The sequence below is a fragment of the Microbacterium sp. Mcb102 genome (assembly GCF_024519805.1).
Classification (GTDB): domain Bacteria; phylum Actinomycetota; class Actinomycetes; order Actinomycetales; family Microbacteriaceae; genus Microbacterium.
On record NZ_JALJRG010000005.1, the window covers coordinates 48,158 to 73,961 of the forward strand.

Below are 25,804 nucleotides of genomic sequence, written 5' to 3' on the forward strand. Positions count from 1 at the left end.
CCGTCCCGCGGTGCAAGATGTCGGGAGTTCGCACACCTGTCGGGAGGAAGTGCGGCGTTTCGTCCGACATCCGTGCATCCTCCCGACATCCGCACCCCGGCCGACAGACAGACGGACGGCGACCGCGGAAGCACACGCCACACACACACACACACACACAGAACGCCCCCTGTCCCGAAGGACAGGGGGCGTTCCGGGAAGTGCCTTACTTGGCGGCGACGACCTGCAGCGTGATGACTGCAGTGACGTCTTCGTGCAGACGCACGGTCGCCTCGTGGTCACCGGTCACCTTGATAGGCGACGGGATGTGCACCTTGCGCTTGTCGATCGAACCCAGGCCGGCGGCTGCGACAGCATCCGCGACGTGGTCGGTCTTGACGGAGCCGAAGAGACGACCCTCCTTGCCGGCCTTGACCGCGAGACGCACCTTGGTGCCCTCGAGAGCGTTCTTCAGCGCGACAGCGTCGTCACGATCGTGGATCGCGCGTGCCTGACGCGCGGCCTGGATCGAAGCGACCTGCTTTTCGCCACCGCGGGTCCACGCCGTAGCGAAGCCCTGCGGGATGAGGAAGTTCCGGGCGTACCCGTTCTTGACCTCGACAACGTCACCGGCACTACCCAGCCCGGCGACCTCGTTCGTGAGAATCAGCTTTGCCATCTCGATACCCCTTACCGGCCGGCGCCAGCGTAGGGCAGGAGCGCCATTTCGCGCGCGTTCTTGATCGCCGTGGCGATCAGACGCTGCTCCTGCACCGAGACACCGGTGATACGACGGGCACGGATCTTGCCGCGCTCCGAGACGAACTTGCGAAGGGTGGCGACATCCTTGTAATCGATGACACCGACCCGGATGGACTTCGCGGGAGCGGTGGGCTTGCCACCCTTCCGCGGCTTGCGGCGGTCGCCGCTCGACTTTCCAGCCATTGTTTTTCCTTAGTGATGAGCGGATGCCGGTTTCCGAGACGAGCTCGGCGGCCGGATCCAGAAGTTGTTCAGAACGGGGTGTCGTCGCCGAAGCTGCCCGGAGTGCTCCAGGCGTCTGCGCTCGTCGAGGAACCGGGGGTCGACCACGGCTCTTCCGACACCTGCTGCTGCGCGGGACGAGCCTGTCCGCCGCCACCGGCACCGCCGGCACCGCCGGTCGAGGCCGCACGGGTGACCTGCGCGGTCGCGTACCGGAGCGAGGGGCCGATCTCGTCGACCTCCAGCTCGATAGCGGTGCGCTGGTTGCCCTCGCGGTCCTGGTAGGAGCGCTGACGCAGACGGCCCTGCGCGATGACGCGCATGCCCTTCGTCAGCGAACCCGCCACGTGCTCGGCGAACTCGCGCCAGACGGATGCACGGAGGAACAGCGCATCGCCGTCCTTCCACTCATTCGCGGCACGGTCGAAGTTCCGAGGCGTCGAAGCGATGGTGAAGTTCGCCACCGGCAGCCCGTTCTGCGTGTAGCGCAGCTCGGGGTCGGCCGTGAGGTTTCCCACAACGGTGATGACGGTTTCGCCGGCCATGGACGTCAGGCCTTCGCAGCCTTGGCGGCCTTGCGAGCAGCCTTCTCTTCGGAGCGCTTGGCCTCCGAAGCGACCATCGCCTGAGCCTCTTCCGAGCGGAGGACCTTGGTGCGCATGATCTGCTCGTTCAGCTTCAGCTGACGGTCGAGCTCCTGCGTGGCCTCGCTGGTAGCGGTGAAGTTGACGACGGCGTAGATGCCTTCGTTCTTCTTCTGGATCTCGTAGGCCAGACGGCGCTTACCCCAGATGTCGACCTTGTCAATCGAGCCACCATCGTTGGTGATGACCTTCAGGAACTTGTCGAGCGTAGGTGCGACCTGGCGCTCGTCGATCTCGGGAGTCAGAATGACCATGAGTTCGTACTGGTGCGTCACTTACCCACCTCCTTCGGACTAGAACGGCTCTCGGGACTTTCCCGGGAGCAGGAGGGTGTGTGCACGTGCCCGCCCCAGGAATCCCGAATGGACGCCGGAAAGCAGACAACCTCGACAGTCTAGCGGAGATTCCTCCGTGTCGCCCGCACGGGTCGGCGCCCGCCCTTGGCATGCTGGAGGGCGTGCCCGGTGACGGTCATCGGGCACTCGACCAGAGGGGGGACGCCAATGCGCGTCAACAAATGGGGGGTCGGCGTGATTCTCGCCGCCGCCGTGCTGCTCACCGGATGCTCGGCGGGCGGATCGGACAAGCCGGCCGAGTCGAAGCCCAGCACCGGCGCTTCGCAGGAGGCCGAGGCTCCGGCGACGGACTGCCCTGAGCTGAAGGTGGACGCGACCGTCGACGGCAAGGCGCTGGGCGCCTGCATCGCCGACGCCATGTCGGACACCGCCGGATACGCGGCGAAGACCACCGTCATGGGCATCGAGTCGACGGCGAAGTTCAACCCGTCAGAGAAGGCCCTCGAGTCGATCTCTCCGGCCGGCTCGCTGGTCGCCATCGGCGACGACGTCTGGGTGAAGTCCGCGACGAGCGAGTGGCAGGTCGCGGATCCGAAGTCGAGCGACCCGGTCATCGCCGCGCTGAGCGCCGCCGCCGCCGACGTCACGTCGCTCGACCCGGCTGCCGCCGCCGAGGCCATGACCGGCGAGTTCACGGTGACCGGCACCGGCGAGCGCCTGGGCGAGGAGGTCTTCCTCCTGACCGGCACGATCGACCAGCAGGGCACCACGGTCGACGTCGTCTTCGAGGTCACGGCGGACTACGTCAACCTCGCGTCGACCAGCACCGCCTCGCTCGACGGCCAGTCGGTCGAGGTCGCGATGGAGATCACCGAGTGGGACGTGAAGCAGGACATCGTCGCACCGCTCTGATGCGGAGCTGATGCTGCGGGCCGGGGCTATTCGCCTCGGCCCGCAGTGCGTTCGGGGATCCCCGCGAGGCTCCGGGTCACGCGGAACTCCGGGTCACGCGGAACTCCGGGTCACGCGGAATGAAGGAGATCGCGCGATTTGAAGGAGCTCGTGCCCGATCCGGTCCTTCAGGTCGGGAGATCTCCTTCGTGTCACGCGCTCAGTACATGACCGGCGGAATCTCGGCCCACACCGTGCGGTCATCGACCGAAGGCGCGGCGGGGATGCGGCCGGCACCGTCGGGTTCCGGGATCGCCGCCAGCAGAGCCTGCGTGTACGGATGCTGCGGCGCCGCCCACAGCTGATCCGTCGGCCCCGACTCGAGCACGCGCCCGCCGAACATCACGAACGTGCGGTCGGCGATGCGGCGGACCACCGCGAGGTCGTGCGAGATGAACAGCATCCCGGCTCCCGACTCCGCGACCAGGTCACGCATCAGGCCTGCCACACTCGTCTGCGTCGAGGCGTCGAGTGCCGAGATCGGCTCATCGGCGACGAGGAGCGATGGCCGCGCGGCCAGTGCCCTGGCGATCGCGATGCGCTGCTTCTGCCCACCCGAGAACTGGTGCGGGAAGCGGGTGCTCACGGTCGTCGGCAGGCCGACGCGTTCCAGCCACTCGTCCACGGTCGACCCCTCGGCGCCGCGCGCACGGGCGGTCGCGATGCCGTCGGCGATCTGGTCGCCCACACGGCGGCGGGGGTTCAGCGACGTCGCCGGATCCTGGAACACCATCTGGATGCCCGTCATCGCAGTGGGCCGACGGCGGATGCCGAGCGGTGCCACGGGCTCATCGCGGAAGAGCACCGTTCCGCCGGCGGTCTTCTCGATGCCGACGACGGCGCGAGCGAGGCTCGACTTGCCGCTGCCGGACTCGCCGACGAGCGCGACGGTCTCCCCGGCGGCGACACGGATCGACACCCCATTCACGGCGATCACGGGCGGGTTGCCGGGGTAGCGCACGACCACGTCCTGCGCGTCGAGGACTCGGACCTCACTCATCTGCGGCCTCCTGCTCCGGTGCCTCATCGATGCGCGAACCCGGCAGAGCCGCGAGCAGCATCCGCGTGTAGTCGTGCTGCGGGTCGAGGAACAGCGTCTCGCGATCGGCGAGCTCGACCACCCGTCCGTCCTTCATGACGGCCACCCGGTCGGCGATCGCGCTCATCACACCGAGGTCGTGCGTCACGAGCAGCACGGCGAGGTTCCGCTCCACCGCGAGGTCGCGCAGCAGCTGCAGGATGCCGGCCTGCACCGTGACGTCGAGGGCCGTGGTCGGCTCGTCGGCCAGCAGCACCTCGGGGTCGCAGGCCAGGGCGCACGCGATGGCGATGCGCTGGCGCTGTCCGCCGGAGAACTGGTGCGGGTAGCGCTTGAGGGCCTCGGCGGGGTTGGGGACCTGCACGGTCTCGAGCAGTTCGATCGCCCGTTCTCGTGCCGCCGCACCCTTGAGCCCGAGGTGCACGCGCATGTGGTCGGTGAGCTGGCGGCCGACCGGCAGCTGCGGGTGCAGCGACGCCGACGGGTCCTGGAACACCATCGCGATGCGCTTGCCGCGGACCCGGTTGAGGGAACGGCGCTTGAGCCCGACGAGTTCCTCGCCGCCGAGGAGGATCGATCCGCCGGTCTTCGCCTGCCGGGGCAGCAACCCCAGCACGGCGAGCGAGGTCAGCGTCTTGCCCGATCCGGATTCGCCGGCGAGGCCATGGATGCGACCGGCCTCGAGCTCGAGCGAGACGCCCTTCACGAGCGGACGGCCGATGTCGATGGTCAGGTCGCGGATGCTGAGCACGCTGGATCCCTGCACGGAGGTCATGCCGCCACCCCCGTAGCCGATGCCTTGTGCTCCGCGGCCTTCTCGTGCGTGATCTCGGCCGTCGGGTCGAGCACATCGCGCATCGCGTCTCCGAGGAAGTTGAACGCCAGCACGACCGTGAGGATCGCGAGGCCGGGGAAGACTCCGAGCCACCAGGCGTCGAAGTTCTGCATCGCACCCGAGATCATCGAGCCCCACTCGGCGGTCGGCGGCTGTGCGCCGAGACCGAGGAAGGAGAGTCCGGAGAGGAGCAGGATCGCCGCACCGATGTCGAGCGTCGCGAGCACCAGCACGGGCCCGGCGATGTTCGGGAGGATGTCGACGAACAGGGTGCGGGCCGGCGAGTGCCCGAGCAGCCGTCCGGCGATCACGTAGTTCTGTCCACGCAGACCCAGCACGATACTGCGGGTGACGCGGGAGTACTGGGGCCACGACACCACGATCGCCGCGATCACCGCGTTGAACAGCGACGGGCCGAGCGAGGCCGCGACCACCATCGCGAGGATCACGGTCGGGAACGCCATGAACAGGTCGGTGATGCGCATCAGGGTCTCATCGACCCAGCCGCCGAAGTATCCGGCGACGGCACCGATGACGGTGCCGATGATCATCGCGGCGATCACGAGCATGAGCGCGAGCGGCAGGCTCACGGTCGCACCCGTCATCAGACGCGAGAAGATGTCGCGGCCGTTGCCGTCGGTGCCCAGCAGCGTGTCGATGCCCGGCGCCTGTAGGCGAGGCAGCACCTGGGCGTTCGGCGGATACGGCACCCACCACTGCGCGGTGAAGGCCACGATCACCCAGGCGCCCGCGATGACGGTGCCGATGATGCCGAGCGGGGTGCGCCAGGCGCGGGGCCAGCGGAAGCGGAAGCGGCCGGCGGGCGTGGCGGCGGCGATGCGGCTCATGCGATCCTCACTCTCGGGTCGAGCACGCCGTAGAGGATGTCGACGATGAAGTTGATGAGGAGGTAGATCATGCCGACCACGAGACCGACGCCCATTATGCCGGGCAGGTCGAGGTTGGCGGCGGAGTTGTAGGCGTAGGTGCCGAGTCCCGGCCAGGCGAACACCGACTCGACGAGCACCGTGCCCGAGAGCAGTGCCCCGAACGCGACACCCACCACGGTGAGGATCGGCAGCGAGGCTCCGCGGAGCACGTAGTCGAGGATCACGCGCATGGCGGGGAGCCCCTTGGCCCGGGCGGCGCGCACGTAGTCACTGCCGAGGACCTCGAGCACCGAGGTGCGGATGAAGCGGGTGAGCAGTCCGATCGTCACGAGCGAGAGCACCATGACCGGCAGTGCGAGGTGCGCGAGGGCGTCGAAGAAGCCGACCGCGTCGCCGTTCAGGAGGTAGTCGACCGTGTAGAGGCCCGTCACGCGCGGCGGCGGCGTGATCGACGGCGAGATGCGGCCGGATCCCGGGGCGATGCGCAGCTCGAGGAAGAAGACGTAGAAGCTGACGAGCGCCAGCCAGAAGGTCGGCACGCTCAACCCGACCAGGGTGACGACGCGGATGACCTGGTCGGTGACGAGGCCGCGACGGTAGGCGGCGAGGGTGCCGAGCACGATGCTGACCGCGAGGCTGACGATGATCGCGCCGATCGCGATCTCGATGGTCGCGGGCACCGCGGTGGCGAGGTCGCTGGTGACCGGGCGTCCGGTCACCAGGGACGTGCCGAGGTCCCCGCGCAGCAGGTTCCCCATATAGATGAAGTACTGCACGAACAGTGGCTGGTCGAGTCCGTTCGCCTTGATGAACGCCTCGCGCGTCGCCGGGTTCTGCGACGCGCCCTCACCGAGCGCGGCCGAGACCGGGTCTCCCGGCACCAGGTTGGTGAGCGCGAACGTCACGATCGTCACGCCCACCAGCAGGAGCAGGGACGTGCCCGCCCGCCGCAGCAGGTATCCGACCAGAGGCGACCGGCGCCGCTGCGCCTGCCTCTGCACCGCCACTGTCGTCATGGGATTTCCGTTCAGCCGGCGGGCGTGATCTCGGCGATGTCCATCTCCCAGACGGAGTTGTACACCGCACCGCTCACGCTGTCGGCCGACGAGATGTTGCGACCCGGGACGATCAGCGGGACGAACGGGCCCTCGGCCTGCATCGCCTCGGCGAACTCGGTGAACGCGGCCGTGCGCTGCTCGGGGTCGGTCGCTGCGGCGGCGCCCGCGGCGATTCCGGCGATCTCCGGGTTGGCCTCAGCAGCCCAACCGGCACGGAGTCCGACCTTCAGTCCGGGCGCGAAGGGCAGGAAGTTCGCGGAGTCCGCGTAGTCCGGACCCCAGAACCACAGGCCGAAGCCCTCGGTGCCGTTGACGTAGGAGTCGAGCTCGGTCGCGAAGGGCGCGGGGGCCAGCTCCACCGTGATGCCGGCATCCTCAAGCTGCGCCTGGATGCGCTCGGCGAGCGGGGTGAACTCCACGCCGCCGACCGGGTAGTCGTTCGGGAACTTCAGCTGAAGGGTCTGACCCGTGTAACCGGCCTCGGCGAGTGCCGCCTCGGCCTTGTCCAGGTCCTGATCCACGCCGGACTCCAGGGCGCCTTCGAATCCGGGCGGGATGACGCCGGTCGCCTGCACGGAGCCGGCGCCGGCCAGTTCGAGCAGCGCGTCGTAGTCGAGCGCGTAGCGGATCGCCTCGGACATCTTGACGTTCGCCAGCTCACCGGCGACGGCCTCGGACTGGTTCAGCAGCAGGAAGATGGTCTGCCCGGAGGGGACCGAGTCGACCGTGACGCCGTCGCCGAGGCCGGCGACCTGGTCGCCGTTGAGGTCCATGGCGACCATCGAGTCGCCGCCCTTGAGGTTCGCGAGCTGCGTGGCGCTCTCGGAGACGTTGCGGACGACGACGCGCGTGAACGCCGCCTCCTCGTCGCCGTTGTACTCGTCGCTCTTCGTCAGCACGACCTGCGAGCTGAGGTCGAGGGTGTCGAGGACGAAGGGACCGGAACCCGCGGACTCGCCGTCGAGGAACTTCTGCGCCGAGTCGGTGCCGTCGGTCGTGCCGCCGTTCTCGATCACCACGTCGGAGTTGACGATGCCGAGCGCCGGGTTCGCGAGGATCGCGGGCAGCTGGAGCAGCGGGGTCTCGGACGTGATCTGGATCGTCTTGTCGTCGACCTCGGTGATGGTGAGGCCGCCGAGCAGGAAGTTCGGCTTGGCGTCGGCCATGCCCTGGATGCGCTGCAGCGAGAAGACGACGTCCTTCGCCTCGATCGGCGAGCCGTCGGAGAAGACGCGGTCACCCTCGAGCGTGAACGTGAACTCGGTCGCTTCGTCGTTCTGCTCCCACGAGGCGAGTCCGGGCACCGGGGTCGAGACGTCGGACCCCTCGAAGTCGACGAGGGTCTCGTACAGCGCCTTCGCGATCATGTTGCCGGTCGGGTCGTAGGTGTGCCCCGGGTCGGCCGTCTCGATCGAGAACGCGGTGTCGATGACGAGCGAGTCGGAGCCGGAGGAGTCGCCGTTGCCGGCCGAGTTCCCTCCCGAGCATCCGGCGAGCGCGAAGATCGCGACCGCTCCGAGCGCGATGACCGGCGTGATACGGCGTGACGACATGAGGACCTCCAGGGGCGAGGAGTACATTCGGGTGAGTCGCCACCGATGTGGACGACCGGGGTTCAGATTCGCATCATATGCGACGATGTGTCCAGCGAGTGGGCGTGGTCCCCGCACGCTCTGTCCAGAACGTCGGTCGTGAGGAGCAATATGTCCAGCAAGGATGCGGATCAGTCGAAGCATTCTGGACGAAGTGCCGCCCCATTGGACGAGACGGCATACAGAATCCTCGATGTGCTGCGTGATAACGGTCGCGTCTCGATCGCCGCTCTCGCCGACAAGGTCGGCATCTCCCGCGCGAGTGCGTACACACGGGTCGAGTCGCTGGTGCATGACGGCGTCATCACGGGCTTCAGCGCCCGGGTCGATCAGGCCAAGGCCGGACTCTCGATCGGCGCACTCGTGTTCGTCACGGTGATGCCGCAGGCCTGGGCGTCGTTCCGCGAGCGAGTGCTCGAGATGCCCGATGTCGAGTGGTGCGCCATCACCACCGGAGAGCACGACGCGATGCTGCTCATCCGCGCTGTCGATGTGAGCGGTGTGCACGAGTTCTCCACGGGGGTGATCGCCCAGCTCCCCGAGGTGCGGACCGTGGTCAGCGTGGTCGTGCTCGACGAGGTGATCCGCCGCCCCTACCTGCTGCCGGCCGATCTGCCCGAGCGCAGCACCGAGATCCCGCTCGGGATGACGCGCTGGACGCCGGCCACCGCCGGACGGGACGCGCTGCCCCCGCGCTGAGCCCCGCGACCCGCGACCCGCTGCGGCGTCAGGCCGCGATCTCCTCGCACACGCTGAGCTGCGGGAGTCCGTGCATCTCGTAGTGCTCGACCAGGCGGATGCCGCCGTCGTCGGTGAGCTCGAGCTCGCTCTCGCCGTCCCCCGTCACCACGGTGCCGTCGGCCTTGAGCACGTGCACGAAAGACACCCAGATCGTGTCGCCGGTGCGCGTGCCGACGAACTTGCCGAACGTGACCGTGTCGCCCTCGTATCCACCCCAGATCGCGCCGTCACGTTCGAAGTACTCGAAGATGCTCGGCGATTCGGGGTCGACCGCAGAGGTCGTGGACGAGACCATCCGGAAGCGGCGGCCGTCGAGGGAAGGAAGGGTTGCTGTCGCAGTCACACCCTCGATTATGCGGGATGCGCCTGGCACCATCACCCGCGCCGGGTGAGCCGGCCGCCGGGCTCCTCGCTACCGTCCTTAGGCTGTGCGGCAAGAGGCGACGTGTGCCCCGTCGCCGAGAGCCGTAGGAGTTTCATGTCCGATCTGCAGCGTTCCAGCCTTCCGATCCCCGACCTGGCGTACACGGGCACGGTCACCTACGACGCGACTGATCCGGACACCTCGTTCCCTCCGATCACCCCGGTGCGCCCGCCCGCTGGTGCGCCGAACGTGCTGGTCGTGCTCATCGACGACACCGGCTTCGGCGCGTCCAGCGCGTTCGGCGGCCCCGTGCAGACGCCGAGCTTCGAGCGCGTCGCGACCGCGGGCCTGAAGTACACGCGCTTCCACACGACGGCCCTGTGCTCGCCGACTCGGGCGGCCCTGCTCAGCGGCCGCAACCACCACACGGTCGGGATGGGCGGCATCACCGAGATCGCGACCTCGGCGCCGGGATACAACTCGCTGCGGCCCAACAGCTGCGCGCCGCTGGCGGAGACGCTCAAGCTCAACGGCTACAACACCTCGCAGTTCGGCAAGTGCCACGAGGTGCCGGTCTGGCAGGCGAGCGCGATCGGACCGTTCGACGGCTGGCCGACGCCCGGCAACGGCTTCGAGTACTTCTACGGCTTCCTCGGCGGCGAGACGAACCAGTGGTACCCGGCCATCTACGAGAACACGACGCCCATCGAACCCTGGGGCACGCCCGAGGACGGCTACCACTTCATGGGCGACATGACCGACAAGGCGATCGCCTGGGTGCGTGAGCAGAAGTCGCTCGCCCCCGAGGTGCCGTTCTTCACCTACTTCGCCCCGGGCGCCACGCACGCTCCGCACCACGTCCCCGCGGAGTGGGCCGACAAGTACAAGGGCCAGTTCGATCAGGGCTGGGACGAGATCCGCAAGGAGACGTTCGCCCGTCAGCTCGAGCTCGGCGTCATCCCGCCCGACGCCGTGCTCACCGAGCGCAGCCCCGGCATCCCCGCCTGGGACGAGATGAGCGACCTGATCAAACCCGCCCTGGCCCGGCAGATGGAGGTGTACGCCGGGTTCCTCGCCTACGCCGACCACCATGTCGGCCGTCTGCTCGACGCGTACGAAGAGCTCGGCATCCTCGACGACACCCTCGTCTACGTGATCATCGGCGACAACGGCGCGAGCGCCGAGGGATCGATGCACGGCACCACGAACGAGGGCTTCACGATCAATCACATGAACGAGATCGAGACCGAGCAGTACGTCGCAGACCACATCGACGACATCGGCACGCCGAGCTCGTACAACCACTACGCGGTCGGCTGGGCGCACGCCATGGACACTCCGTATCAGTGGACGAAGCAGGTCGCCAGCCACTGGGGCGGCACCCGCAACGGCACGATCGTCAGCTGGCCGAACGGCGGCGTGGAGAAGGGCGGCATCCGCAACCAGTTCAGCCACGTGATCGATGTCGCCCCGACGGTGCTCGCCGCGGCCGGCATCCCGGAGCCGACCACCGTCAACGGAGTGACCCAGCGCCCCTACGAGGGCACCCCGATGAACTACACCTTCGCGGATGCCGATGCGGCGGAGCAGCACGAGACGCAGTACTTCGAGATGCTCGGCAACCGCGCGATCTACCACAAGGGGTGGACGGCCGTGGCGAAGCACAAGGATCCCTGGACGGGTTCCACGCACGGCCTCGACGACGACGTGTGGGAGCTCTACAACGTCGAGGAGGACTGGACCCAGTCGAACGATCTCGCGGCAGCCGAGCCTGAGCGCCTGGCGCACCTGCAGCGTCTCTTCCTCATCCAGGCGGCCCGCTTCAACGTGCTCCCGCTCGACATCCGGTCCGCCGAGCGGATGAATCCCGACATCGCCGGGCGCCCGCAGCTCATCACCGGCGACTCGCAGAAGTTCTACCCGGGCATGAAGCGCATGAGCGAGAACTCGACGATCAACATCAAGAACAAGTCGTGGACCGTCACCGCGCAGGTCTCGGTGCCGGATGCGGGTGCCGACGGCGTGCTCATCGCCCAGGGCGGCGCCTACGGCGGCTGGTCGTTCTATGCGAAGGACGGCAATCTCGCCTTCGCGTACAACCTGCTCGGTATCGATGTCGACATCGTGCGCTCCGACTCCCCGGTCCCGACCGGCGAACAGGAGGTGCGCGCCCACTTCGCGTACGACGGCGGCGGGCTCGCCAAGGGCGGCACCGTCACCCTCTACGCCGGCGACGAGAAGATCGGTGAGGGTCGTGTCGAGAAGACGATCCCGTTCCAGTTCACGTTCGACGAGACGGTCGACGTCGGCAGCGACCTGGCCTCCCCGGTGTCGCCCGACTACGCCGCTACCGGCAACGGATTCACAGGCACGATCGAGTGGGTGCGCATCGACCTCGGCGACGACGACCACTCCCACCTGATCGACGACGAGCACAAGCTCGCGGTCGCCATGCTCAAGCAGTAGCCGAAGGCGGCCCGAGACGGCGTGCGATCACCGGTCGCACGCCGTCTCGTCATTTCCCGCCGTCACGACCGCGCCATTCGTCTTCGAGGAGTGCGTAGACGAGCAGGGTCGCCCACTCGTCCTTGAACCACTCGCTCTCGACGAACCGCGCTTCGCGCCGGAAGCCGAGCCGTTCGACGACCCGCGCGGATGCCGCGTTGCGGTCGTCGATCCGTGCCGCGACGCGGTGCAGGCCGAGTCCGTCGAAACCGAGCGCGAGCAGTGCGGCGACGGCCTCGGTCGCGTAGCCGCGGCCGGCGACGCGAGGGTCGAAGATGTAGCCGACCTCGCCTGCACGGTCCTTCTCACTGCGCCAGAACAGCACCACGTCACCCACGAGTTCGCCGGTCTCACGCTCCTCGACGGCGAGACTCACGGCGTCGCCCTCGTTATCGAAGCGCGTGTTCGACCAGATCGTGGCGATGCGCCGCTCGATGTCGGCGAATTCCAGCGGTCCGTAGGGCACGTAGCGCACGGAATCCGGGTCGGACTTGTAGGTGTGCATGGCGGCGGCGTCATCGGGGGTGATCGGACGCAGGATCAGGCGTTCGGTGCGGATCGGATACTCCGGGGCGAACGCACGGGACGAAGGCGCGGCTGTCGGGGACACGGGTCTCACCCTACGTCCGGGTAGCGTGGTCGCATGGAGTGGATGTCTGATCCCTCGGCGGGAGCCTGGGTGCGCGAGCGACTCGACACGGACCTCGAGACGATGCATTCGGTGGTCCCGCGCGGTTTCGCCGCCTATGCGCGGATCCTGCATCCGGCGATCGTCCGCTCGCTCCCGGACCGTGCGGTGCCGACCTCGGACGAGTGGGACCGGCTGCCCGAGTCGGAGCAGCAGGCGCTGCGCGGGCAGTTCGTCGACGAGCCTGCCACCTGGGCGCAGACGGCCGCTGCCTTCGACACGACCCTGCACCCGCTCGCACAGTGGCACCGGATCGTGCGGACCCCGACCGATGAGGACTGGCGCACGCGGATCGCTCCGGACGGTCGCGAGTTCTCCGCCCCGCTGGAGGGCGAGCTCGCCCCGGAGCACCTGGCGGCCATCGCGACGCACCTCGTGGACCACACGCAGACTCCGGATGCCGGCTACGCCGCGCTCTGGGAGGGACGCGGCGATCTGTTCGGCTTCTACGGCATCACCCCGTCCGGCGGTTCCCCGACCTTCACGGACGACCCGAACCATCAGGCGATGCTCGATCGCAGCACGCACGATCCGTTCAACAACGTCTTCCGCAAACCCACCTGGCAGGAGGGCATCCTCTCGCGCGAGATCTCCGAGGGGCCGCGCCTCCGGCTCCCGATGCGCGATCACGTGCTGTTCTCCGCGCCGCCGCGCGCCTTCGCCGACCCGGAGTGGGCCCGGCAGGTTCCGTGGCGCGACCGCACCGCCGAAGAGCGCGGGTTCCCCCGGCCGCCCCAGAGCCCGAGCCTGCTGTGGCCCGAGGATCACGCCTGGGTGATGGTGAGCGAGGTCGACTTCGACTCGACGATCGTGGCCGGCTCCCCCGCGCTGATCGACGCGCTCTGTGCCGATGAGCGGCTCGAGGCCTTCGCGATCCCGGAGGGCGCCGACCTCACCTGGGACGCCGACACGGTGAACCGATGACCTCGCCGCAGGCGACCTTCGACGCGCGACCGCTCACCGACCCGGTCGATGCGGCCGCCGTGCGGGCCTTCGCCGCGGAGCTGCGTTCGCGTCCGTCGTCGCGGACGTCGGCATCCACCGTCATCGGCATCGTCGCCGTGGCGATCGCCGCGGTCGTACTGATCCCGGTCATGGTCAGCGTGATCGTGAGCATCGCGTCGCTCGGCGGAAGCCCGTCGGCGATGGCGATCCCGCTGGTGCTGATCGTCCTGCTGCTGGCGGCCGCGGGCGTCATGATCTGGATGGGCGTGCGCAACGCGCGGGCCACGCGGTACCGGCTGCATCGGTTCGCGCAGGCGAACGGCATGTCGTACGAGCCGAAGGTGGCCGACCCTCCCCTGCCCGGCATGATCTTCAGCCTCGGCCGGTCGCGGCAGTCGACCGACCTGCTGCGGGGCACGAGGCCGCGCTTCGTGGAGTTCGGCAACTACCAATACACGGTGCAGTCGGGGAAGAACTCGACCACCTACCGCTGGGGCTATGTCGCGGTGAAGCTCGACGTACCGCTGCCGAACATCGTGCTCGATGCGAAGGGCAACAACGGCTTCGGCTCGAACCTGCCCGCCTCGTTCCACAAGGAGCAGCGCCTGTCGCTCGAGGGCGACTTCGACCAGCACTTCACCCTGTACTGCCCGTCCGGCTACGAACGCGATGCGCTCTACCTGTTCACGCCCGACATCATGGCGCGGTTCATCGACAACGCGGCGCAGCTCGACGTCGAGATCGTCGACGACTGGCTCTTCCTGTACACGCAGCGCAAGGTGTCGACGCTCGATCCCGCCACCTGGGCCTGGCTGTTCGGCACGGTCGGCGCGCTGCTGACGAAGTTCGATCAGTGGGCGCGGTGGCGCGACGAGCGCCTGGTCGCCGAGAACCCGGGCGCCACGGCATCCGCAACGGTTCCAGGCCAGGCGCTGCCGTTCGCTGCGCCGGCGGGCCTGCTCACGCCGCCGCCGGGCGTCGCACCGCAGGGACGACGGCTCAAGCGCGGCGGCACGTGGCTGCCGCTGATCGTCGTGATCGCGTTCGCCGCGTTCTGGTTCCTGAGCCGCATGAACTGAGGCGGAGTCCGAGTGTGGGGGTGGGTGTCGGCTGGGGACCGAACTCCCACCCCATCCCCCCTCGGGATCGAAAGAAGATCGACTCTCCCTCCGTATGGCGGCTGAGCCGCCCCGCCCATGGTCAGCTGGGGACTGACACCTCTGGGCGTATACCCGAATGGTATACCGGATGGGGTTGCAACGCGTTGCATCCATGCGCCGGAATGCGCTTTCTAGCGCGGGGTCAGCTCCGGGCGCCGCCCCGGACCCGCGCCCACCGACCCGCGAGCTCGTCGAGGGATCGGTCCAGCTCTCGCCACGCATCGGCATCGCGCATGGCCGCACCGATCCGCTCGGCGTTCGCGCGATAGGAGGAGTCCGACCGCACGCGCTCCACGGCGCGCGCGACCTGCGCCGGCGTCGCGGTGCTGGTGCGCAGATTCACCCCGGCACCCGACCAGCCCACTCGCGCACAGACCTCGACCTTGTCCTCGGTCTGCCCGGCGACCACGAGCGGAACCCCGTGCGCGAGCGCCTGCTGCACGCCGCCGTAGCCGCCGTTGGTGACCAGCACATCGACGAGGGGCAGCAGACGGTCGTACGGAAGGTACTCGGCGACGCGCACGTTGTCGGGCAGCTTTCCGGCCAGTGCATCGACCGGGCGCCCACCCGTCGACACCACGACCAGGGCATCCGATCCGGCGAGCGCGGCGATGGTCGGCTGCACGAGCTGTCCGAAGTCGGAGTTGGCGATGGTCCCCTGCGTGACGTGCACGATCGTCCGTGTGCCGTCGAGGTCGGACCACCACTCCGGCAGGACGGGGTCGGACGGGGTCGGAGGCAGCGGGCCCGCGAAGTGCACGGTGGCGGGAAGGTCTGGGCGCGGGTACTCGAACTCGGGCACGGTGAACTGCACGTAGGCGTCGGCGCGGCCCGCCCAGTCGAGCACGAAGCCGCCCAGGTCGCGGCCGACCTCACGACGCGCCATCGCGTCAGCCTCCTTCTGCACTCCACCGAAGATCGCGCGCTCGGCGACCGTGCGGAGGGCGGCGTTGCGCAAGCGGCCGAGGGGGCCGGGCATCGGGGTGACACCGAGCCCGAACGGCGCCGTGTCGGCGCTGCGCGCCCCGAGCGGGAAGATGCCGAGCACCACGACAGGCGGCCTCTCGTGCGCGGGCAGCAGCTGCAGGAGCGCCCCGCCGACGAAGAGCGGCTCGGTGAGGACGGCGTCGACGGGGCGGGCTTCGAGTTCGGCGAGCACCGCGGCGAGCTGCGCGGCGCCGGGGCGGACGAAGAGGTTGCTCATGTCGAACCGCAGGGCTGCGGGACCGGTGAGCCCCCGACGCTCGGGGAACGCGCCATCAGCGTCGTCGAGGTCGACATCGGCGTCGACGGGCAGCGGGAGGAAGCGCGCACCGGCGGCCTGCACGCGTTCGGCATAGCGGCTGCTCGTGAGAAAGCTCACGTCGTGACCGCGGGAGAGGAGGTGGCGAGCGATCTGCAGCAAGGGCACGACATGGCCGTGCGCGGGCGTGCAGGTGATGAGGTAGCGGGACATGGCGGATTCTTTCCCTAAGATCGGATGTACCGTCGTAGTATTCATCACCCCGTTAGGAAAGTCAATGGTTGAGGCCGCTCCCCGCGCCTATCGATCGGAACTGCGCGCCCGCCAGGCGCAGGAGACCCGCTCGCGCATCGTCGCCGCATCCGCCCGCCTGTTCGCGACGCAGGGGTATCAGGCGACCACGATCGCCGCGATCGCCCGCGAGGCGGGGGTGTCCGCCGAGACCGTGAAGACCACGGCCGCGAAGGCCGAGCTGCTGATCGCCGCATTCGAGACCACGTTCTCGGGATCGGAGGGCGCGGATTCCCTCGCCGACACCGAGGTCGCCGCGGGTCTCCTCGAACTTCCCGACGAGGTCTTCCTCGACGTCGTGCTGACCCAGATCACCACTGCGAACGCGCGAGGTCACGGGCTGTGGACGGTGCTGCTCGGCGCCGCGCTCTCCGACCCGGTCGTCGACGCCGCCCTGCACCGCATCCTGGAGCGTCGCGGCGCGGACTACCGCATGTTGGTCTCGGAGCTGCGACGGCGCGGCATCGCCGCCCCCGGCATCGATGAGGCGACGACAGCCGACGCCCTGTCGTTCCTGCTCTCCCCCGAGAGCTACCAGCAGCTCGTCGCGCAGTCCGGGTGGACGACCGACCGCTACGCCGCGTGGCTGCGCGCGGCGGTCGATGCCGAGATCACGGCGACGAGGCTGTCTCCCGCTGACTAGAGGACCCCGACCACCCGTGACGTCTGCCTTCGCTGCCTCTCGCCCTACAACTGGCCCAACGCGGCGCTCAGCGCCATGTTGGCGACGACGAACGCGATCAGCGTGAGGGCGACGCCACTCGTCGGGATGATCCAGGACCTTCGGATTCGAGACCTGAAGTAACCGTAGGAGCCTGCGGCGACGATGAAGAGCGAGAGATCCGTCCACCAGAACGCGTGAGTGGACGAGCCTATTGCGGGATAGTCGCAGCGAGCCGTGCACCCAGCGATCTCGAGAATCCTCATGAAGATGAACAGCGCAGCCACCACCGACACGAAGACGTGGAACCACATGACGTGGTCGCCCGGCAGGCTCCGGTTGCGGCGCTGGTCGTCCATTTCTCTCCTCACGGTTCGTGTCAGAGTACGAGACTCCCGTTCGCGTGAGCATCCGAGTGCGTCACTCCGGGGGACTCGACAGCCCCGTCACAGCGCGAGGGTCGCGCGGGCGTCGTTCACCAGGAGGAAGAGGGTGCGACGCGCATCCGGGAAGGCGGTGAAGCCGAACCGCTCGTAGAACGGGACGATTTCGTCGTTGATCGCGTGCACGAGGATCGCGCGCACGCCGATGGCGCCTGCGGCTTCGAGCGCCCGCATCGTCGCGTGCTGCAGAAGCGAGAATCCCAAGCCGCGACCCGAGTACTCCCGGTCGACGGCCAAGCGGCCGAGCAGCACGATGGGAACAGACCCGGGCATGCCGACCGCAAGTGGTGGCGGCCCATCGCCGCGATCGATGGCACTGGAGGCCAGGCAGTAGTACCCCGCAACCCTCCCCTCCCGCGTGACCGAGACCATCGTGCGCGAGGCGCCGCTCTTCTCATTCGAGCGGGCCCGGCCGCGCAGCCAGATATCGAGGCTCTCCTCGCCGCAGCGGAAGTCGGACAGCTTGTCGCCGGACGCAAGGGGCCGCGGCGTCAGGAACTCAGTCAACGAAGACGGATTCACGTCTCAGCAGCTCGCGGAGGCCCTCGACGGTGCGTGGCGGGCGTTCCATCACCTCGATGAAGGCGTCGAACCGCACGGCATCGACGAGCAATCGGCGTTCGCGCTCGATGACCTCCTGTGCTCGCTCCACGAGGACGGAAGCCGAGAAGTCGGTCACGGTACGACCTTCGATCGCGGCCGCCTCTTCGATCGTCTCCTTCTGATCCGCCGTGACGCGGAACTCCAGACGGGCGCTCTTCAGCGGAGAAGTCGAGGTGCTCATGAAGTCGAGTGTACGGCAGATCGCCGTACACATGGGAGCCTCCGTGCGGCTGAGCGACGGAACTCGTTATCCCGGGTGACGGGTTCGGCCCCGATGGGGATGCGTCGCGCAGCGCGACGCATCCCCATCGGTCCTCACATCAGACCTACCCCGGCATCTCCCGATAAAAGGCGGAGGTGCCCCCGTGTGGGGCAAGCCACCTACCGGGCAGGCCCAGAGCGCGTCACGCCTGCGCAACCGTGCGACGTCGGCGAAGGATCCACATCGACATGAGAACGACAAGTCCCAAAACCAGTACGACGCCATCGATGAACAAGAAGATCCGCCATCCCTCATCGACTGCGGTAGCGGCTGCACCAAACGCCATGCACGCGGCGAGGAAAACGAAGATCCAGCCGGCCAACGCACGACCAAGCGACTGCGCCCGAATGGGCTTACGTTCTGCACTCACGGCTTCATTCCTCTCCATCGTCAGCATGTGAAGTACCCATCAGACATTCCGGATATGCATGGTGCTCTTCCGTTGTCCAGCAGACTCCAGGACAAAGAGTCATGAGCTATAACGCTACGTGATAATCCGACCGCACTGACGAACCCGTGGCTGAGCACGAGACCTCGTTACCCCGAGTGACGAGCCCGGCCCCACCCCGTTCTGCATGCAGGAGAATTGAAAGTGATGTCTGAACGCGAAGAGCACACCCAGTGGCAGGCCGAGCGCCGCGCCTCCGTCACGTCTGCCACCGGCAACCTCGCCCTGGTCGAGACGCGCTGGACCGGCGAGCTCCCCGACCTGGATGCGGCGCAGCGCGCCGCGTCCCCCACCGAGACCGTGACGCCGATCCAGCGCACGAACATCGAGACCGGCCAGGCGGAACACGGCCTGCGCGTCTGGGATGCCGACGCCCCCGCTATTCGCGCGTTCGACCGCATCGACACGTACGAGTATGACCCGGCGTGGGTGCTCGAGGGCCACTTCACCCCCGTCTCCGGTGACCGCCGGGTCTCATTCGAGCACATCCGCGACAACGGCGGCACCCGCGACCTCGTCGTCCCCGGCGACATCCGCCTCGAGCTCGACGGCCGCGAGTACGACCTCGCCGCGTTCGACGATGGCGGCACGCTGCTGCTCGTCTTCGGCGACGAGACCAACGGCTCGGAGACCTACGGATCCGGTCGCTTCCTGTTCGTGCAGCTGCGCGACGACGAGGGCTCCGTGACCCTCGACTTCAACCGTGCGTTCGTGCCGCCCTGCGGCTTCAGCGCCCAGTACAACTGCCCGCTGCCGCCGGCATCCAACCGCTTCCCCCTGCCTATCCGAGCAGGCGAGAAGAACGTCGTCTTCCGCGACGGCTTCGACATCTATGCGGCCTGAGCCGCACACTCTCACCCTGGAGTAGTCATGAGAAGAACTCGCATCCTCGGCGCGCTCGGCGCCGTCGCCACGCTCGCCCTCGTGGCCGGCTGCGCGTCGGGCACGACCGACGACGCCTCGAGCGAAGACGCCACCATCTTCATCGGCTCGCTGTACGAGCCCACCAACCTGAGCAACACCCAGGGTGGCGGCCAGGGCGTGACCGAGGCACTCACCGGCAACGTCTACGAGGGCCTGTACCGGCTGACGGACGACGGTGAGGTCGAGCCCCTGCTCGCCGAAGACGCCCAGGTGTCCGACGACGGTCTGACCTACACGATCACGCTGCGTGACGACGTGACCTTCCACTCGGGCGACCCGCTCACCTCCGCCGACGTGAAGTCGAGCGTCGAGGCCGTCACGGCCGAGGATTCGGTCTCCGCGCGCAAGTCGAGCTTCGGCGTGATCGCCGACATCGCCACCCCCGACGACACGACGGTCGTCTTCACGCTGTCGCAGCGGTCGATCTCGTTCCTCTACAACCTCAGCTACGTCTGGATCGTGAACGACGAGGCCGGCGACATCACCAGCACCGAAGACGGCACCGGCCCGTACACGCTCGACGAGTGGAAGAAGGGCTCGACCCTCACCCTCGATCGCTGGGACGACTATTGGGGCGAGCCCGCCAAGAACGGCGAGGTCGTCTACACGTACTTCACCGACGCGACGGCCGAGAACAACGCGCTGCTCACCGGTGAGATCGACGTGATCACCAGCGTGCAGAGCCCCGACTCGCTCGCGCAGTTCGACAACGACGAGTACGTGATCAGCGAGGGCACCTCGACCACGAAGGAGCTGCTCGCGTTCAACGACCGCGTCGCCCCCTTCGACGACGCCCTCGTGCGCAAGGCGATCTACTCCGCGATCGACACGAAGAAGCTGCTCGAATCGATCTGGGGCGACTACGGCACGCTGATCGGCTCGATGGTTCCGCCGACCGACCCCTGGTACGAAGACCTCACCTCGGTGAACCCGTACGACGTGGAGCTCTCGAAGGACCTGCTCGCGCAGGCCGGCTACGCCGACGGCTTCACGTTCACCCTCGACACCCCGAGCTACGACCCGCACCCCGCCGTCGCGGAGTTCCTGCAGTCGCAGCTCGCCGAGGTCGGCATCACGGTCGAGATCAACACGATCAGCGCCGACGAGTGGTACACGAAGGTCTTCAAGGAGCAGGACTTCGAGGCCACCCTCCAGGAGCACGTGAACGACCGCGATGTGGTCTGGTACGGCAACCCCGACTTCTACTGGGGTTACAACGATGCCGAGGTGCAGAAGTGGGTCGCCGATGCCGAACAGGCCACCACGACCGACGAGCAGACGGCCCTGCTGAAGCAGGTCAATGAGAAGATCGCCGCGGATGCCGCGAGCGTATGGTTGTACCTGTACCCGCAGATCGTGGTCGCCTCGAGTGACCTCAGCGGGTACCCGGTCAACGGCCTGAACTCGCAGTTCTTCGCCTACGACATCGTCAAGTCCTGACGTGCGAGGGGATGCCGCGCGTCGGCATCCCCTCGTCATCCTGAGAACACATGCTCGCCTACCTGCTGCGCCGCCTCGCGTTCCTCGTGGTGTCGCTCGTCGTCGCCATGGTCGCGATCTTCGTGCTGCTGCGCCTGCTTCCCGGCGACCCGGCCAACGCGCTGCTCTCGGTGAACGCGACCCCCGAGCAGATCGCCGCGGCCCGCGAGCAGGTCGGCTCCGACCAGCCCCTGCTGCAGCAGTTCACGACGTGGGCGGGGCAGCTGCTCCGCTTCGACCTCGGTGAATCGTTCCTGAGCTCGCGTCCCGTCGGACCCGACATCGCCGACCGCCTCGCCGTGACCATTCCGCTCACGCTCATCGCCTTCACGATCGCCCTGCTGGTCTCCCTCGTGATCGGCATCACCGCGGCCGTGAAGTCCGACCGCTGGTACGGCATCGTGCTCTCGGGGTTCGCGCAGCTCGGCGTCGCCGTCCCGGTGTTCTGGGTCGGCGTCGTGCTCGTCTGGGTGTTCGCGCTCGGACTCGGCGTCCTGCCCTCCGGCGGCTTCCCGCGTGACGACTGGGAGGACCCCGCCGACGCGCTGCGATCGCTCGCCCTGCCGATCACCACGATCGTGATCGTCATGAGCGCATCCCTCAGCAGATATGTGCGCTCGGCCACTCTCGATGTACTCGGCAGCGACTACCTGCGCACCGCTCGCGCCGGAGGCTCCGGCATGGGTGAGGCGCTGCTGCGACACGGTGTGCGCAACGGCGCGGTGCCGGTCGTCGCGGTCCTCGGCATCGAGCTGTCGACGACTCTGCTCGGCGCGGTCGTCGTCGAGAGCGTGTTCACCCTCCCCGGGCTCGGCAGCCTGCTGCTGTCGGCCATCGAGCAGCACGACTTCCAGGTCATCCAGGGCGTTCTCGTCGTCAGCACCCTTTTCGTGCTGCTCGTCGGATTCGCCGCCGACATCGTGCAGCGCCTGATCGACCCGCGCCTGCGCACCAGCGTCTCGGGGAACCGATGAGCCGCGTCGCCGAACAGCTGATCACCGGATCCGTGCCCGTGCGCCGGCGTCCGAAGGCGACCCTCGTCATCGGGATCGTGCTCACGGGCCTCATCGTGCTGATGGCGCTGGTCTCCCTGTTCTGGCTTCCGTATCCGCTCGCCGACACCAGCGGCGGCCGTCTCGAAGGACCGAGCACGCTGCACCTGCTCGGAACCGACCGACTCGGTCGCGACCTGCTCTCGCAGCTGATGTGGGGCGCGCGGATCGCCCTCATCGTCGGAACCTGCTCGGTCGCGATCGCGGCTGTCCTCGGCACGATCATCGGCCTCCTCGCCGCCTTCGCCCGACCCTGGGTCGATGACACGCTCTCGGCCGGACTCGACGTGGTGATCGCCTTCCCCGTGCTGCTGCTCGCGATGCTGGTCGTCGCCGTCCAGGGTGCGTCGTTGTGGTCGGCGGTGCTCGCGATCGGGCTCGCGATGTCGGCGGTGGTCGCGCGTCTCACCCGTATCCTCGCGCGTCGCGTGCTGCAGGAGCAGTTTGTCACGGCGGCCCGCACGAGCGGCACGAGCGTGATCGGAATCGTGTTCCAGCACGTGCTGCCGAACATCGCGCCGACGCTCGCCGTGAGCCTCGCGCTGCAGTTCGGCGCTGCCGTGCTCGCGGAGGCGAGCCTGTCGTATCTGGGCCTCGGCGCGCCGCCGCCCAACGCCTCGTGGGGGCGGATGCTGCAGGAGGCGCAGGGCACCGTGCTCACGGCTCCCGTCGGCGCGATCGCTCCCGGTGTCGCGATCATCGCGCTCGTGCTCGGTGTGAACTTCCTCGCCGACGGTCTGCGTGACCTCGCCGACCCGACCCGCAGGAGGAGCCGATGAGCCTTCTCGATGTCACCGGCCTCACCGTCCGCTCCTCGTCCGGCGCGCTCGTGCGCGACGTGTCGTTCTCGCTCGGGGCCGGCGAGCGCCTGGGGCTGATCGGAGAGTCCGGTTCGGGCAAGTCGCTCACCTCGCTCGCGGCCACCGGTCTGCTGCCGGATGCCCTCGTCGCATCGGGTTCCGTGCTGCTCGACGGGCATCAGGTCGTCGACGCTCGGGATGCCGATCTCCGGGCATTGCGCGGACCGGTGGCGCAGATCGTTTTCCAGGAGCCGCTCACCGCTCTCGATCCGCTGATGCGGGTCGGCCGGCAGGTCGCCGAACCGCTGCGCCGCCATCTCGGGCTGCGTGGCGCCGAGCTGCATGCGGCTGTCGCGGCGGCCCTCGACGAGGTCGCACTGTCGGAACCGCGGTTCGCGCGCGCCTACCCGCACGAGCTGTCGGGTGGTCAGCGTCAGCGCGTGGCGATAGCGATCGCCCTCGCCGCCAAACCGCAGCTGCTCATCGCCGACGAGCCGACGACGGCGCTCGACGTCACGGTGCAGGACGGCGTGCTCGCACTGCTGGAGCGGCTGGTCACCGAGCGGGGCATGGCGCTGCTGTTCATCAGCCACGACCTGGCCGTGGTCTCGCGCATGGTCGATCGCATCGTGGTGCTGCGCGACGGAAGTGTCGTCGAGGCGGGGCCGGTGGCCCAGGTGCTGCAGGAGCCGGCCGAGCCGTACACACGGATGCTGGTCGACAGCGCCCGCGCCCTCGACGCGTACCTCGACGCCGGGGAGGGCACGCGATGACGATCCTCGAACTGCAAGGCGCCGGATTCGCGTACGGCTCCCGCCGGGTGCTGGACGACATCTCGGTGAGCCTCTCCGAGGGCGACTCGCTCGGTCTCGTGGGCGAGTCGGGTGCGGGCAAGTCCACGATCCTGCGGCTGATGCTCGGCCTCGCCGCTCCGCGCGATGGCCAGGTGCTGTTCGACGGCGCACCCCTGTCGTTGCGTGACCGCGCCCAGATGCGGCGGTTCCGCGCGAGCGTGCAGCCCGTCTTCCAGGATCCGTACTCGTCGCTCGACCCCCGCCAGCGCATCGACCGGATCATCGGCGAACCGCTCCGGTCATTGGGCCTGGCATCGGGTGCCGACGCCCAGCGCCGCATCGCCGAGGCGCTCGATTCGGTCGGGCTTCCCGCCGACACCGCACGCCGGTACCCGCACGAGTTCTCCGGCGGTCAGCGTCAGCGCATCGCGATCGCGCGGGCCGTGGTGTCGCGCCCGCGGGTGCTTCTGGCCGACGAGCCGGTGAGTGCGCTCGATGTCACGACGCGGGTGCAGGTGCTCGAACTGCTCGACCGGCTGCGCCGCGAGAACGGCCTATCGCTCGTGATGGTGTCGCACGACCTCACCGCGATCGCCGCGGCGTGCGACCGCACGGTCGTGCTGCAGAACGGTCGCGTCGCCGAGCAGGGCCCGACGGCGGCGGTGCTGCACGCCCCGCAGGATTCGTACACGCGGGCGCTCGTCGACGCGGTTCCGCGACTGCCGCGCTGAGTTCCTCGGGCGAACGCAGGGTGGGGCCGCGGGTTCGGCCTACCCGTATCTGGAATCGTATTCCGGTGTTTCATCCACTGTCTCTCGCTCGACGATTCATCGCCGTGCGTGCCGGGAATACGGTGTCGGAGTGGCCGGGCCGATCTCTCACATGTTCTACGCGGACGACTCCGGAAACCTCGAGGAGGGATGGATCGTCTATGGCTGGGTCGAGCTCGCAGTCGAGCACTGGGATGCAGTGCTCACTCATTGGCTCACGTTTCGGAAGCGACTTGTCGCAGACTACGGAATCCCGACTGCAGAGGAATTGCACCTGACTGCGCTCGTCAACGGACGCGGCCACGTCTCTACGGCGCCGCCCTCTCGTTTCGTCAGGCAAGGGGAGACTCTCTGGAAGCCTCTCGGACGCGAAGTGGCGGTGCGCTGTCTCGAAGCCGTACGGGAGTGTCCGCACATCGAGATCGGAGTGTGCTTCAGAAGGTCTTCTCTGCGGAACAAGAACATCAACCGCGACCGTGAAGCGGTCTACTCGTCTCTCGTCGCTCTTTGGGATTCCCAACTACACAGGTCCCGCGAGTACGGGATAGTCGGAATGGATGGGGACGGCTCGGATCCCATCTACTACAACGCGCACCGGGCGTTGAGCCTTTCCACACGTCGGATCATCGAGGATCCGATGTTCCACAGCTCGCGGCGGTCTCAATGGACTCAGATCGCGGACATCGTGGCCTGGTCGGGGTTTACCCATCTGAACCCGCACGCGGGCAACGAGTTTGCGTGGACCTGGTACGACGACTACCTCAGGGACTTGAATCCGCTCGGGGATCCGATCGAACTGGCCTGACAAGCAGCAAGACCCGCTTATCCACGAGAGTGGGGCGGGCCTGCTTCTACAGTCTACGCAGCTCGAGCGCCCCTCGTCGGCTCGGCCAGCTTGCATTCCGGAACACGTGGCCTCAAGCTGAAGCCCCTCCGCCCCTCAAACCTCCGACGCCGCCAAGCCGAAGTACTCAAGTTCCGCGTCGTTCAGCATCCGGGAGCGGATCAGGAACCGCATCCCGGTCGGGCCCTCGACCGAGAAGCCGGCACCGCGACCGGGCACGACGTCGATGGTCAGGTGCGTGTACTTCCAGTACTCGAACTGCGACTCCGACATGTAGACCTCGACAGGAGCGTCGAGCTCGACGTCGAGAGACCCCAGCAGCACGTCGCCCGGGCCGGTGATGAACATCCCGACCGGATAGCACATGGGTGATGACCCGTCGCAGCATCCGCCGGACTGATGGAACATGAGCGGCCCGTGCTGCGCGGTCAGGTCGCGGACGAGGGATGCCGCGGCGTCTGTCACGTCGACCCTCTGATAGGTGCCGATGCTGACCATGGTTTCCGCCCTTCACGGATG

Annotated in this window: 30 protein-coding genes; 13 read left to right on the forward strand and 17 right to left on the reverse strand. The window is 68.1% G+C overall.

The window, feature by feature from the left end:
* Nucleotides 1-205: 205 nt before the first annotated feature.
* The 4 genes from rplI to rpsF all read right to left on the reverse strand — a co-directional run bounded on the left by rplI (nt 206) and on the right by rpsF (nt 1,882).
* On the reverse strand, nt 206-658 hold the full coding sequence (gene rplI / locus OC372_RS13575) for a 50S ribosomal protein L9 (protein WP_029264267.1): 453 nt from the start codon (nt 656-658) through the stop codon (nt 206-208).
* Between the two features lie 11 nt (nt 659-669).
* Nucleotides 670-924, reverse strand: a complete 255-nt coding sequence (gene rpsR / locus OC372_RS13580) for a 30S ribosomal protein S18 (RefSeq protein ID WP_017829850.1) — start codon at nt 922-924, stop codon at nt 670-672.
* 68 nt (nt 925-992) lie between these two features.
* The gene (locus tag OC372_RS13585; protein WP_029264266.1) at nt 993-1,508 is read right to left on the reverse strand and encodes a single-stranded DNA-binding protein; all 516 of its coding nucleotides are present in this window, start codon (nt 1,506-1,508) and stop codon (nt 993-995) included.
* A 5-nt stretch (nt 1,509-1,513) separates the two neighbouring features.
* Nucleotides 1,514-1,882: a 30S ribosomal protein S6 gene (gene rpsF, locus OC372_RS13590; RefSeq protein WP_029264265.1), complete on the reverse strand. Its 369-nt coding sequence runs from the start codon at nt 1,880-1,882 to the stop codon at nt 1,514-1,516.
* Nucleotides 1,883-2,110: 228 nt separating this feature from the next.
* Here rpsF and OC372_RS13595 point away from each other — a divergent pair, with 228 nt between their 5' ends.
* On the forward strand, nt 2,111-2,815 hold the full coding sequence (locus tag OC372_RS13595) for a hypothetical protein (protein ID WP_262002385.1): 705 nt from the start codon (nt 2,111-2,113) through the stop codon (nt 2,813-2,815).
* Between the two features lie 199 nt (nt 2,816-3,014).
* Here OC372_RS13595 and OC372_RS13600 read toward each other — a convergent pair whose 3' ends face one another.
* Genes OC372_RS13600 through OC372_RS13620 form a run of 5 tightly spaced genes read right to left on the reverse strand, consistent with a single transcriptional unit; the run spans nt 3,015 to nt 8,229 of the window.
* Nucleotides 3,015-3,854, reverse strand: coding sequence for an ABC transporter ATP-binding protein (locus OC372_RS13600; RefSeq protein WP_262002386.1), 840 nt, complete (start codon nt 3,852-3,854; stop codon nt 3,015-3,017).
* A complete protein-coding gene (locus OC372_RS13605; RefSeq protein WP_262002387.1) occupies nt 3,847-4,668 on the reverse strand; it encodes an ABC transporter ATP-binding protein in 822 nt (273 codons plus the stop codon). Before OC372_RS13605 ends, OC372_RS13600 begins: the two co-directional genes overlap by 8 nt.
* Nucleotides 4,665-5,576, reverse strand: coding sequence for an ABC transporter permease (locus tag OC372_RS13610; protein ID WP_105712017.1), 912 nt, complete (start codon nt 5,574-5,576; stop codon nt 4,665-4,667). Before OC372_RS13610 ends, OC372_RS13605 begins: the two co-directional genes overlap by 4 nt.
* Nucleotides 5,573-6,634, reverse strand: coding sequence for an ABC transporter permease (locus OC372_RS13615; protein WP_105712016.1), 1,062 nt, complete (start codon nt 6,632-6,634; stop codon nt 5,573-5,575). The genes OC372_RS13610 and OC372_RS13615 overlap by 4 nt, the downstream gene beginning before the upstream one ends.
* An 11-nt stretch (nt 6,635-6,645) precedes the next feature.
* Nucleotides 6,646-8,229: an ABC transporter substrate-binding protein gene (locus OC372_RS13620; RefSeq protein WP_262002388.1), complete on the reverse strand. Its 1,584-nt coding sequence runs from the start codon at nt 8,227-8,229 to the stop codon at nt 6,646-6,648.
* Between the two features lie 150 nt (nt 8,230-8,379).
* Between OC372_RS13620 and OC372_RS13625 the strand changes: the two genes are divergently transcribed.
* Nucleotides 8,380-8,967 carry an Lrp/AsnC family transcriptional regulator gene (locus OC372_RS13625; RefSeq protein WP_237682566.1) on the forward strand — a complete coding sequence of 196 codons (588 nt, stop codon included), beginning with the start codon at nt 8,380-8,382 and terminating at the stop codon, nt 8,965-8,967.
* Between the two features lie 28 nt (nt 8,968-8,995).
* Here the strand turns inward: OC372_RS13625 and OC372_RS13630 are convergent, their stop codons facing one another.
* The gene (locus tag OC372_RS13630) at nt 8,996-9,352 is read right to left on the reverse strand and encodes a hypothetical protein (RefSeq protein ID WP_258134253.1); all 357 of its coding nucleotides are present in this window, start codon (nt 9,350-9,352) and stop codon (nt 8,996-8,998) included.
* A gap of 135 nt (nt 9,353-9,487) precedes the next feature.
* Here OC372_RS13630 and OC372_RS13635 point away from each other — a divergent pair, with 135 nt between their 5' ends.
* Entirely contained in the window at nt 9,488-11,839 is a 2,352-nt protein-coding gene (locus OC372_RS13635) for an arylsulfatase (RefSeq protein WP_262002389.1), read from the forward strand.
* Nucleotides 11,840-11,888: 49 nt separating this feature from the next.
* On the opposite strand, the gene OC372_RS13640 is transcribed toward OC372_RS13635, so the two are convergent.
* A complete protein-coding gene (locus OC372_RS13640) occupies nt 11,889-12,488 on the reverse strand; it encodes a GNAT family N-acetyltransferase (protein WP_262002390.1) in 600 nt (199 codons plus the stop codon).
* 33 nt (nt 12,489-12,521) lie between these two features.
* Here OC372_RS13640 and OC372_RS13645 point away from each other — a divergent pair, with 33 nt between their 5' ends.
* Nucleotides 12,522-13,490, forward strand: coding sequence for a hypothetical protein (locus OC372_RS13645; RefSeq protein ID WP_262002391.1), 969 nt, complete (start codon nt 12,522-12,524; stop codon nt 13,488-13,490).
* Nucleotides 13,487-14,590 carry a DUF3137 domain-containing protein gene (locus OC372_RS13650; protein ID WP_262002392.1) on the forward strand — a complete coding sequence of 368 codons (1,104 nt, stop codon included), beginning with the start codon at nt 13,487-13,489 and terminating at the stop codon, nt 14,588-14,590. The genes OC372_RS13645 and OC372_RS13650 overlap by 4 nt, the downstream gene beginning before the upstream one ends.
* Nucleotides 14,591-14,813: 223 nt before the next feature.
* Here the strand turns inward: OC372_RS13650 and OC372_RS13655 are convergent, their stop codons facing one another.
* Nucleotides 14,814-16,127 carry a glycosyltransferase gene (locus OC372_RS13655; RefSeq protein ID WP_262002393.1) on the reverse strand — a complete coding sequence of 438 codons (1,314 nt, stop codon included), beginning with the start codon at nt 16,125-16,127 and terminating at the stop codon, nt 14,814-14,816.
* A gap of 64 nt (nt 16,128-16,191) precedes the next feature.
* Here OC372_RS13655 and OC372_RS13660 point away from each other — a divergent pair, with 64 nt between their 5' ends.
* Nucleotides 16,192-16,848: a TetR/AcrR family transcriptional regulator gene (locus OC372_RS13660; protein WP_105712008.1), complete on the forward strand. Its 657-nt coding sequence runs from the start codon at nt 16,192-16,194 to the stop codon at nt 16,846-16,848.
* A gap of 44 nt (nt 16,849-16,892) precedes the next feature.
* Here OC372_RS13660 and OC372_RS13665 read toward each other — a convergent pair whose 3' ends face one another.
* From OC372_RS13665 to OC372_RS13680, 4 genes are all read right to left on the reverse strand, one after another.
* Nucleotides 16,893-17,225 carry a hypothetical protein gene (locus OC372_RS13665; protein WP_091027859.1) on the reverse strand — a complete coding sequence of 111 codons (333 nt, stop codon included), beginning with the start codon at nt 17,223-17,225 and terminating at the stop codon, nt 16,893-16,895.
* 87 nt (nt 17,226-17,312) lie between these two features.
* The gene (locus tag OC372_RS13670) at nt 17,313-17,816 is read right to left on the reverse strand and encodes a GNAT family N-acetyltransferase (protein ID WP_262002394.1); all 504 of its coding nucleotides are present in this window, start codon (nt 17,814-17,816) and stop codon (nt 17,313-17,315) included.
* Complete coding sequence (locus tag OC372_RS13675; RefSeq protein ID WP_105712038.1) at nt 17,809-18,093, reverse strand: DUF1778 domain-containing protein; 285 nt, start codon at nt 18,091-18,093, stop codon at nt 17,809-17,811. Before OC372_RS13675 ends, OC372_RS13670 begins: the two co-directional genes overlap by 8 nt.
* Nucleotides 18,094-18,316: 223 nt before the next feature.
* Nucleotides 18,317-18,571, reverse strand: coding sequence for a hypothetical protein (locus tag OC372_RS13680; RefSeq protein WP_105712006.1), 255 nt, complete (start codon nt 18,569-18,571; stop codon nt 18,317-18,319).
* Between the two features lie 198 nt (nt 18,572-18,769).
* On the opposite strand from OC372_RS13680, the gene OC372_RS13685 reads away from it, so the two are divergent.
* The 7 genes from OC372_RS13685 to OC372_RS13715 all read left to right on the forward strand — a co-directional run bounded on the left by OC372_RS13685 (nt 18,770) and on the right by OC372_RS13715 (nt 25,246).
* Nucleotides 18,770-19,465, forward strand: a complete 696-nt coding sequence (locus OC372_RS13685) for a DUF1684 domain-containing protein (RefSeq protein ID WP_262002395.1) — start codon at nt 18,770-18,772, stop codon at nt 19,463-19,465.
* 27 nt (nt 19,466-19,492) lie between these two features.
* Entirely contained in the window at nt 19,493-20,986 is a 1,494-nt protein-coding gene (locus OC372_RS13690) for an ABC transporter substrate-binding protein (RefSeq protein ID WP_262002396.1), read from the forward strand.
* 50 nt (nt 20,987-21,036) lie between these two features.
* Entirely contained in the window at nt 21,037-21,999 is a 963-nt protein-coding gene (locus tag OC372_RS13695) for an ABC transporter permease (protein ID WP_262002397.1), read from the forward strand.
* A complete protein-coding gene (locus tag OC372_RS13700) occupies nt 21,996-22,856 on the forward strand; it encodes an ABC transporter permease (RefSeq protein ID WP_181156362.1) in 861 nt (286 codons plus the stop codon). The genes OC372_RS13695 and OC372_RS13700 overlap by 4 nt, the downstream gene beginning before the upstream one ends.
* Complete coding sequence (locus tag OC372_RS13705) at nt 22,853-23,650, forward strand: ABC transporter ATP-binding protein (RefSeq protein ID WP_262002398.1); 798 nt, start codon at nt 22,853-22,855, stop codon at nt 23,648-23,650. Before OC372_RS13700 ends, OC372_RS13705 begins: the two co-directional genes overlap by 4 nt.
* Entirely contained in the window at nt 23,647-24,402 is a 756-nt protein-coding gene (locus OC372_RS13710; protein WP_262002399.1) for an ABC transporter ATP-binding protein, read from the forward strand. Before OC372_RS13705 ends, OC372_RS13710 begins: the two co-directional genes overlap by 4 nt.
* A gap of 130 nt (nt 24,403-24,532) precedes the next feature.
* Nucleotides 24,533-25,246 carry a DUF3800 domain-containing protein gene (locus OC372_RS13715; RefSeq protein ID WP_262002400.1) on the forward strand — a complete coding sequence of 238 codons (714 nt, stop codon included), beginning with the start codon at nt 24,533-24,535 and terminating at the stop codon, nt 25,244-25,246.
* A 135-nt stretch (nt 25,247-25,381) separates the two neighbouring features.
* Here OC372_RS13715 and OC372_RS13720 read toward each other — a convergent pair whose 3' ends face one another.
* On the reverse strand, nt 25,382-25,783 hold the full coding sequence (locus tag OC372_RS13720) for a DUF779 domain-containing protein (RefSeq protein ID WP_262002401.1): 402 nt from the start codon (nt 25,781-25,783) through the stop codon (nt 25,382-25,384).
* Nucleotides 25,784-25,804 lie beyond the last annotated feature (21 nt).